The organism is Bradyrhizobium sp. UFLA05-112 (assembly GCF_053572325.1).
The window spans coordinates 23,107-31,640 of record NZ_JBANBK010000091.1; the positions used below are offsets into that span (position 1 = coordinate 23,107).

The following is an 8,534-nucleotide window of genomic DNA, read 5'->3' on the forward strand; positions in this document are numbered from 1 at the left end:
GACTGGATGGCGCTATTGCAGACGCTGCGCCTTGGCGGGATCCCAGGTGGCCAGCACGCGATCACCCGGACGGAAGGGGTGGGCGTCGAAGGTGGCCTCGGGAACGTGGGAGAACAGGGCGGTGCCGTCGTCGAGCGTGAGCGAGACGGCGACGTAGGAGCCCTGGTACTCGGTTTCCGTCAAAAGCGCCGGCGCGCCGAAAGCGCCGTCCGCGATCGGCTTGATGCCGAGCTGATCGGCGCGCACCGCGATCATCTGGCCGGCATCGGAGAGCACGTTGTGTCCGCCGATGAAGCGCGCGACGAACTCGGTCCGCGGATGGTGGAAGATGTCGCGGGCGCTGCCCTGCTGCTCGATCCGTCCGCCGTTCATCACCACGATGTGGTCGGCGAGCGCCATCGCCTCCTCCTGGCCGTGCGTGACCTGGATGAAGCTGATGCCGAGCTCGCGCTGGAGCCGCTTCAACTCGCCGCGCATCCTGACGCGCAGGAACGGGTCGAGTGCGGAGAGCGGCTCGTCGAGCAGCAGGATCTGCGGCTCGGTGATCAGCGCGCGGGCCAGCGCCACGCGCTGCTGCTGGCCGCCGGAGAGCTGCGCCGGCAGGCGCGCGGCATAGGGCGTCATTGCCACCAGTTCGAGCAGCTCGCCGGCGCGCTTGTGGCGCGTCGCACGATCGATGCCGCGCATCTTCAGCGCAAACGCAACATTGTCGAGCACCGTCAGATGCGGAAACAGCGCGTAGGACTGGAACATCATCGCCGTGCCGCGCTTGGCGGGCGGCAGGCCGGTGACGTTGTGGGGGCCGAGGATGATGTCACCCTCGCTGACCGCCTCATGACCGGCGATCATGCGCAGCGTCGAGGTCTTGCCGCAGCCGGAGGGGCCGAGCAGGCAGCAATAGGTGCCGGCCGGGATCTTGAGGTTGACGCTGTCGACCGCCAGCGTCGTGTCATAGCGCTTGGTGACCGAGACCAGTTCGAGGGCGGCGGGAAGGGCCATGGAGCTCCCAGGGAAAGGGCGATTTACCGCTTCCCTCGGCAAGGCCCGTGCCAAGCGGAAGTCCGCGGCATTTTTTCGGAACTGCGTAGCAATGTCAGATCATTAGCCCGGAGATCGCAAATCCGGGCGGCGCAGCGGTGGCCGCTAGGGAGCATTATGCACACAAAATGATCAGGGATTGTATAAAGTTTCGCCTGTCATTGGATACGGCTGGTCGACTAACCTTTGGAGCCTGATTTGACGACCGAGCCCCAAATCAACGAGCCCACATTCAGCAAGCCAAAATCTATGGCCGCCAAAGCTCAACCGAAGTCTGACGCATCGCTCGCAGCCGATAATGGCAGTGACCGCGTCAGCCGTATCCGGGAGGGTGTGACGACCGCGATCCTCGAGCATCGGCTGCTGCCGGGCACCAAGCTCGGCGAGGACGAAATTGGTGAGATCTACGGCGCGAGCCGCACCTTGGTCCGCACCGCGCTGCACCAGCTCGCGCATGAGGGGATCGTCAGCATCGAGAAGAATCGTGGCGCCTTCGTTGCGCGGCCGACGCCGGCCGATGCGCGCGAGGTGTTCGAGGCGCGGCGGCTGATTGAGCCGTCGATCGTCGATCACGCCATCGACGCGGTGTCGCCGGATTGGCTTGAGCGCCTGCAACGACATCTCGCCGAGGAGCATGCGGCGGAAACCCGCGGCGACGCCAGGGCCTCGATCCGGCTGTCCGGCGAGTTTCACCGGCTGGTCGCCGAGATGTCCGGTCACAGCATCTATGCCGGCTTCCTCAAGGAGCTGATCGCGCGCTCCTCCCTGATCATCTTGCTCTATCGCCGCCACGACACGCCCGCCTGCGGCACCAGCCATCACGCCGAGATCGTTACCGCGATCCGCAGGCAGGACAAGTTGCAGGCACGCGAGTTGATGCTCTCACATCTTACGGAGATCGAGGCCGAGCTGTTTCTGAAAGAGCCGGCCGCTGACGAGCCGCGGCTTTCCGACGTGCTTGGCGCCTGAGGCGCGGATCGCAACCCTCCGGTAGGAGCTGCGGCCAGGCCCGAGTACCAGCGTCAATGTAAGCTTTCGCTTTCGACGGCGAGCTGTCCGTCTTGCGTGATCTCGTATTCGCCGTCTCGCTTCCTCATCCACCCGGACCTGACCATCTCCCGCGCGGTCTGAATGGAGCAGATCGGATGGTTGCCTCCGGGGTGATACAGCCTGTCATTTCGGACGACCAGATGCCCGTAGAGCTGAGCCTGGCGCAGTGCCCTGCGCATTCCGGGCGAAGGATTTTTCATGTCACTTCAAGCTCGGGCGCGATATGCACTTTGTGCTTCAGGAGGTCCAACGAGATGCGCAACTGCGCGAGCGATTGGGCGATGCGATCGTTCACGATGCGGCTGCAAACCTCAGTCGGACTGCGTGGCGACGCGCAATCGGTTACGCGCATGGTGGAGATCCTCCAGCCGCAATTGAACGATCTCGGAGGTCGCCTGTTCCGTTCTTCGGAACAGTTTTCGCGTTGGCGTCAAATGACGCCGAATAGAATGAAAAATCCGACCTCGAGCAGGAAAACGAGGCCGGTGATCATCGACATCAGAAACACGTCACCGGGCGACAGGAACTGCATGGCTCGCCTCACTGCTCGCGAGCCCCCATTGGCAATTCATCTATGTTAAAAAAGTTTCGGTTCCCGGTGCGTGCGATTTCAGCGCCCCAAAAAGATTGCGCCCAGCCATTGGGGGATGGCTGGGCGCGCGCGAACCGGTCTGGGACGGGGAGGGGTGGGGATGTGACCGGGTCGCGTAACTCGCTCTTTTGCTAACTACTGGTCCTTGGCGCTGGCGGTGGAGACCGCCGGCTTGGTGTCGCCGAGCGAGACCCAGACGTTGGGATCGCTCTGCGACTGACGCTTGACGAAGCGGTAGCCGGTCTCGGTCCAGGCGACGACATTCTCATTCTGATTGTCGAGAATGAACTCGCCCTTGTCGGTCTTGACCGTCAGCACCGCGTGTCCTTCACCCTTCTTGTCGCGCACGACCGTGATCAGCAGGGCCTCGCGCGGCCATCCGGCATCGATCAGCATCTTGCGCTTCAACAGCACATAATCCTCGCAGTCGCCGTAGCCGTCTGATGGCAACGACCACTTCTCGACCACGCCCCAGTGCTCCATGTCGGTCAAAGGCTTCACGGTCTCGTTGACCCAGCGATTGACCTTCAGCAGATCGCGCCATGCCGTCTGCGACATCACGATGTCGCGCGGCTGAGACGGACCGCCCTGGCATTGGGCAGCATTGTCGGCACAGAACTCGACCCAGCCGATCGGCGCACGCGTGTTGTCGCCGAGGCTCGCGTAGAGCAGGCGGCCTTCGCCGGCCTGCGCCGTCGCGCTGATCCCGAAGAGCATGGCGGCAACCGCCAGCCCTTTCCCCTGTCCCCTGAAGTCGAACATCGTGGCCCCCGTTTCTTGTTGGACCACAATTGCCACGAAGCTTTTGCGTTGCCGCTAAGTGAGCCAAGTCAAGTCGAGACGAATGCAAGTAAAACGAGCGCTGAATTCGATTTATACTTGAGTAGAATTCGCCTAAAATTTGAGAATACTGCAATTGAGTAAAATTGTAGGCGTTAACGCCCGAGACTCGGGGAACTCAGCGTTTTCGCCGCGCGCGGCTGACCGCGTTAACCGGCAACCGCATGCGCGCGAGGTGTGAAAAAAGGCGACGTCCGCGTTGCGGAGGCCGCCTTTCGGCTCGATTGCCGGATTTTTCAGCCGGCTGCGCTTTACCGCGCGGTAACGCTCTCTTCGAGAGTCTCGACCGGCTGCTCGTGGACGAACTCCAGCGCAAAGCCGTCCTCGAGATTTCTGACCACGCGGCCCTGGACGCGGCCGAGCATGACCTGCGATTTCAGCGGCGGCCGGTTCTCTGCGGCAATGGCGGCGCCGGACAGCGACAGGTCGATGATGCGGCAGGTCATCTTGGTGCCGTCCTCGAGCGTGAGCACCGCGATCGGATTGCGCGGCACGATACGATCGTGGCGGCGATCCTCCGGCAGATTGAGGATGTCGCGGTTGGCGAGCCAGGTGAGTTGGGCGGCGAGCTTGTCGCGCTTGCGGGGCGTTGCCCCGACCGTCATGGCGAAGCCGTTGTCGATGATCCGGGTGATCTTGCCCTCGACGCGGCCGATATGGTCGAGATAGGCGACCACGCGGTCGCCGACATTGCCGATGCCGGGGGCGAGCAAAGCAAGGCCGCCCGGCGACATGTTGATCACCTGGCAGGGGAATTCACGGCGGTCCGGCAGCATATAGCGGCCGAGCAGATGTACTTTCACCCGCTGGAAACGCCGACGTTCCTCGGCGGCAGGAAGAAATTTTTTGTTCGCCAACGCCATTTTCACTACCCGACCCCCGCCCGGGCGGAGTCCCAACGACCCTAAGGCGCACAGGGTTAACGCGCCGTTAGCGGAACGGGCGGGACGTTCGGAATAGGTCAGGCGGGTCGTGCGCGTCGGGCGGCTACGCGCTCGAAAAGCCATAATAGAGGCGGGCAGGCAAGCAACGCGACCGCGCCAAGATCGAGGGCCGCCGCCGCGCTTCCGGCCCAGCCGGCGAGCCGTCCGGCGACCGCCGGTCCGAGCATCATGGCGACATAGAACACGGTGAGGAAGAGCCCCATCCCGATCGCGCGCGTCCGCGGCGCGAGCACGCGAGCCGGCAGGCTCATGATCGGGCCGGCCGGCTGGCCGGAGGCGAGACCAATCGCGATGACGGTCGCGATCACGGCACCCGATCGCGTCAAAAGCACCAGCAGCACCGCTAGGGCGAGGCTGCCGCCGACGAGCAGAGTGAGCGGTCGCCCGGTCCGGTCGGCCAGAAAACCTCCGAGCGGGACGGAGACGGCCGAGATCCACAAAGCGAGGCTGATCACGGAGCCTGCCGCTGCGACGGTCCAGCCGCGCTCGACCAGCAGCGACGGCCCAAACGACAGGATCATGGCAAAGCCGATATTGAACAGGCCCCAGATTGCGCCGGCGATCATCACCGCCGTCATCGTCGGCCGATCGAGACGAGCCGACGTCGGCGCTGCCGTCCCGCTCTCGGGCGGAGGCCGGTAGAGCAGCATCAGCACGATGCCGATGGCAATCACGGCGCAGACGGCCATGAACACCGCACCGGTGCCGCCCGCCGTGCCGATCGTCGGCAATGTCAGGAGCGAGAGCGCGATTCCCGTTGGCCAGGAATTGATGACGATGCCCATGGCGGTTGCGATCTCCTTGCCCGCAAACCAGTCCGTGGTCATCTTGGTGAGCTGCACGCTCAGCAGCACGCCGCCGGCACCGGCGATCAGCCGGCCTGCGATCTGCGAACTCCAGTCGCCCGCGAGCGCCATCGCGAAACTGCCGGTCATCATCAAGGCAAGGGCCGCTAGCCCGGTGCTCTTGTCGCCGAACCTTGCGCCGATCGCACCGCCCGGCAGCGCCAGCACGATGCCCGGCGTGAAGTAGAGGCCGATCAGGAGGCCGATGTCGGCAAGGCCGATGCCAAAGGTCTGTTCCAGCAGCGGGGCGACCGCAGCCACGCTCTGGAACTGGAACGCCATGGTGAGGCGCACCGTGAACAGGATCGCAAGAATGCCCCAGCGATTGCGCAACGTCTCACCCCCTTGAGACTTTTGCAGTCAGCGTGGGCCGGCGAGAGAGGCGTGTCAACGGACAGGATGCCCCTCGAGCCAAGGCGGTCTATGCCTTTTGCGCCGTGCACCGATAAAGGACGAGCAGCAGCGCCAGCAGGACGGCGGCCGACAGGGCGAGTGACCAGTGAATGCCGATCGCCGCGCCGACGAGGCCGACGGTGATGCCGCTAAAAGCCCGCATCCCCAGGCCTGCCATGTTGAACAGGCCCACGACGCGGCCGCGGATGTCGGCCGGCGCATTCAATTGCACCAGTGCCTGCGCCATGGTGTTGAACGACAGCTCGAAGAACCCTGCGGCAAACAGCAGCACGATCGCCAGCGGATAGATCCGCACGGACGCGAAGGCGAGCAGGGAGATGCTCCACAGCATGGCCAGCGTGATCGCGGTCCGCGGCGTGCCCTTGAGCCGACCCCACGATTCCAGCGCGATGCCGGCGAGCAGCGCGCCAGCGGCGTCGGCCGCCAGAAGCACACTGTAGGACACACCGGGATCGCCATGGCCGAGATCGCCGGCAAAACCTGGCATCTGCGCGTGGTAGGCGTTGCCGATCATGAAGGAGGTGAGCCCGGCCAGCCACGTCATCGCAGTCAGCACCGGCTGCGTTCCGATGGAGCGGATCGTGAGCACGATGTCGGTCAAGCCGCGGACGGCGAAGCGTCGCGCGGCCACGCTTGTGTCCCGCGCCGGCGCCCAGAACAGCCAGAGCAGCATGGGCAGATAGAACAACGTGTTGAAGATGATGCCGTGCGAGGTGCCGAGCGTCAGCATGATGACGCCGCCGACGGCAGGTCCGACCAGGATGCCGAGATAGCGCGCCATCGCATTCAGGCGCACCGCGCTCGGCAGATCGGCAGGTCCAACGAGATCGTAGAGCAGGAGCTGGTTGGGCGTTTGCCACAGGACGCCCGCGCATCCATGGATGACCAGCAGCAGCATCGCGTGCCACATCTGGATCGTATCGGTGATGAAGAAGATGCCCCATCCGGTCGAGGCAACGATGAACAGCAGCATGCCGCACTGGATGATGCGGCGCGGATCAAAGCGGTCGGCGAGGCTGCCGACGGCGACGGAAAACAGCAGGAACGGCAACCAGTGCGACAGCACCGCAAAGCCCGCCAGCGCGGGCGAGTGGAATTTCTGGAACACCACCCAATAGCTGATCACGTGTTCGATATTGTCTGCCATCATGGCCAGCACGTAGGCCACGAACTGCGCACGATAGGGGCGCGACTGCATCGCTGCGAACGAGCTCGGTGCAGCCGCCGGTTTCGTCGAGATGTGAATGTTCAATCGATGACCTGGGTAAGAGCGTGGCGAGAGTTAGGTTCTGGCGTCTTCGTCGGGCGGCCCTGCAGCAGTTACGGCCGCGGTTGGCAGGAGGCCGAACCTCACATAGGCTCTACCGCAGCCTGCGACATTCAACACAAGACGGGCAGTGAGGAAATAGCCATGGAGTCAATCCGCGTATGCACCCATGCGGGGCCGGGCGCCGAACCCGTGATCCGCACCGTACCGTGGCCGAAGGTTGGGAAGAAGGCGGCGCTGATCAAGGTCGGCGCCTGCGGCGTCTGCGGCACCGACCTGCACATTCTCAGGGGGCATTGGCCAAAACCGTTGCCCTGGCCATTCACGCTCGGACACGAGCTCGGTGGCGTCATCGTCGAATGCGGCGACGAGTTCACCGAAGATTTCATGAGCAAGCCGCTTCACGTCGGATCGAAGGTGATGATCCCGCCGTTGATGCCCTGCGGCCGTTGCTACTACTGCATCCATTATCCGGCGACGGCCAACAAATGCCTGACGCCGGTCTATTACGGCCGCTATCTCGGCTTCGACAAGGCACCGCATCTATGGGGCGGCTGGGCCGAGTATGTCTATGTCGATCTCGACATGCTGCCGGGCACCAAGATCTACAAGCTGCCCGACGACATGTCGCTGCGGCTGGGCGCGCTATCCGAGCCGCTAACGTCCTGCATCCGCGCCTTCAACCGCGCAAGCCGCGCCGGTGGCTTTACCTGGGGCGACACGGTCGTGATCCAGGGCTCCGGTCCGATCGGCATTCTGGCGGTCGCGGCTGCGCGGGAGATGGGTGCGGGGCGCGTGATCTGCGTCGGGGCGCCGGAAGAGCCACGATTAAAACTCGCGCGCGTGTTCGGCGCGGAGGCGACGGTGAACATCGAGGAGCTGAAGACGCCGCAGGATCGCATCAAGGCCGTGCGCGACATCGTCGGCGGTTTCGGCGCCGATCTCGTGATGGACTGCTCGGGCCATCCCTCAGCCGGTCCCGAGGGCGTCGAGATGCTGCGAGACGGCGGCACCTATGTCGAGATGGGTCAGTTCACAGACGCCGGATCGATCGAGACCTCCTGGCATCGCATCTGCACCAAGGACCTCAACGTGCTGGGCTCCTGGGGCTTTACCGGCAACGATCTGCCGCTCGGCGTCGACATGCTCTATCGCACGGCGGGCAAATATCCATGGCTGAAGATGCAGACGATCTATCCGTTCACGGAACAGGGCGTCGCGCAGGCGGTGGCGGACGCGATGGCGATGAAGACGGTGAAGTCGACCATCGTGCCATGGCCGGAATTGGTGGGGTGATCTCTTGTTTTCTTCTGCCTTGCATGGGGAGAAGGAAGAAACGATCGCCTCGGTCAACTTCGATGCCCAAAAAGTTCCATCAGGAATTCGCGAGATATCCACGCTGAGGTGAAACTTAGGCCCAAGTTCCGGCTTTCACTTCGCGGGAGAATGACCGTGAAGCGAATCCTGGAACCTGTCACCTATATTCTGGCCATCGTCTACTTTCTGGTGGACGCGGCCTTCATGGCCGTGGCGCGGCCCATATC

General features: G+C 63.8%; 7 protein-coding genes. 2 read left to right on the forward strand and 5 right to left on the reverse strand.

Features of this window, described 5'->3' with window-relative positions:
* Positions 1 to 12 precede the first annotated feature (12 nt).
* On the reverse strand, positions 13 to 999 hold the full coding sequence (locus SO180_RS35255) for an ABC transporter ATP-binding protein (RefSeq protein ID WP_449383424.1): 987 nt from the start codon (positions 997 to 999) through the stop codon (positions 13 to 15).
* A 288-nt stretch (positions 1,000 to 1,287) separates the two neighbouring features.
* Between SO180_RS35255 and SO180_RS35260 the strand changes: the two genes are divergently transcribed.
* Positions 1,288 to 2,007, forward strand: coding sequence for a GntR family transcriptional regulator (locus SO180_RS35260; RefSeq protein ID WP_449383425.1), 720 nt, complete (start codon positions 1,288 to 1,290; stop codon positions 2,005 to 2,007).
* 808 nt (positions 2,008 to 2,815) lie between these two features.
* Here SO180_RS35260 and SO180_RS35265 read toward each other — a convergent pair.
* From SO180_RS35265 to SO180_RS35280, 4 genes are all read right to left on the reverse strand, one after another.
* A complete protein-coding gene (locus SO180_RS35265; RefSeq protein ID WP_449383426.1) occupies positions 2,816 to 3,442 on the reverse strand; it encodes a transglutaminase-like cysteine peptidase in 627 nt (208 codons plus the stop codon).
* Positions 3,443 to 3,771: 329 nt separating this feature from the next.
* Entirely contained in the window at positions 3,772 to 4,383 is a 612-nt protein-coding gene (locus SO180_RS35270) for a PilZ domain-containing protein (RefSeq protein WP_449383427.1), read from the reverse strand.
* A gap of 98 nt (positions 4,384 to 4,481) precedes the next feature.
* Positions 4,482 to 5,642: an MFS transporter gene (locus SO180_RS35275; RefSeq protein ID WP_449383428.1), complete on the reverse strand. Its 1,161-nt coding sequence runs from the start codon at positions 5,640 to 5,642 to the stop codon at positions 4,482 to 4,484.
* An 88-nt stretch (positions 5,643 to 5,730) separates the two neighbouring features.
* On the reverse strand, positions 5,731 to 6,975 hold the full coding sequence (locus SO180_RS35280) for an MFS transporter (protein WP_449383429.1): 1,245 nt from the start codon (positions 6,973 to 6,975) through the stop codon (positions 5,731 to 5,733).
* Between the two features lie 159 nt (positions 6,976 to 7,134).
* Here SO180_RS35280 and SO180_RS35285 point away from each other — a divergent pair, with 159 nt between their 5' ends.
* Complete coding sequence (locus SO180_RS35285) at positions 7,135 to 8,286, forward strand: zinc-binding dehydrogenase (protein ID WP_449383430.1); 1,152 nt, start codon at positions 7,135 to 7,137, stop codon at positions 8,284 to 8,286.
* The last annotated feature ends 248 nt before the right edge of the window (positions 8,287 to 8,534 follow it).

Excerpts from the sequence above, each read along its gene's own strand:
- SO180_RS35285 (WP_449383430.1), top strand. The coding sequence starts at position 7,135 with ATGGAGTCAATCCGCGTATGCACCCATGCGGGGCCGGGCGCCGAACCC.
- SO180_RS35260 (WP_449383425.1), top strand. The coding sequence starts at position 1,288 with ATGGCCGCCAAAGCTCAACCGAAGTCTGACGCATCGCTCGCAGCCGAT.
- SO180_RS35270 (WP_449383427.1), bottom strand. The coding sequence starts at position 4,383 with ATGGCGTTGGCGAACAAAAAATTTCTTCCTGCCGCCGAGGAACGTCGG.
- SO180_RS35255 (WP_449383424.1), bottom strand. The coding sequence starts at position 999 with ATGGCCCTTCCCGCCGCCCTCGAACTGGTCTCGGTCACCAAGCGCTAT.
- SO180_RS35265 (WP_449383426.1), bottom strand. The coding sequence starts at position 3,442 with ATGTTCGACTTCAGGGGACAGGGGAAAGGGCTGGCGGTTGCCGCCATG.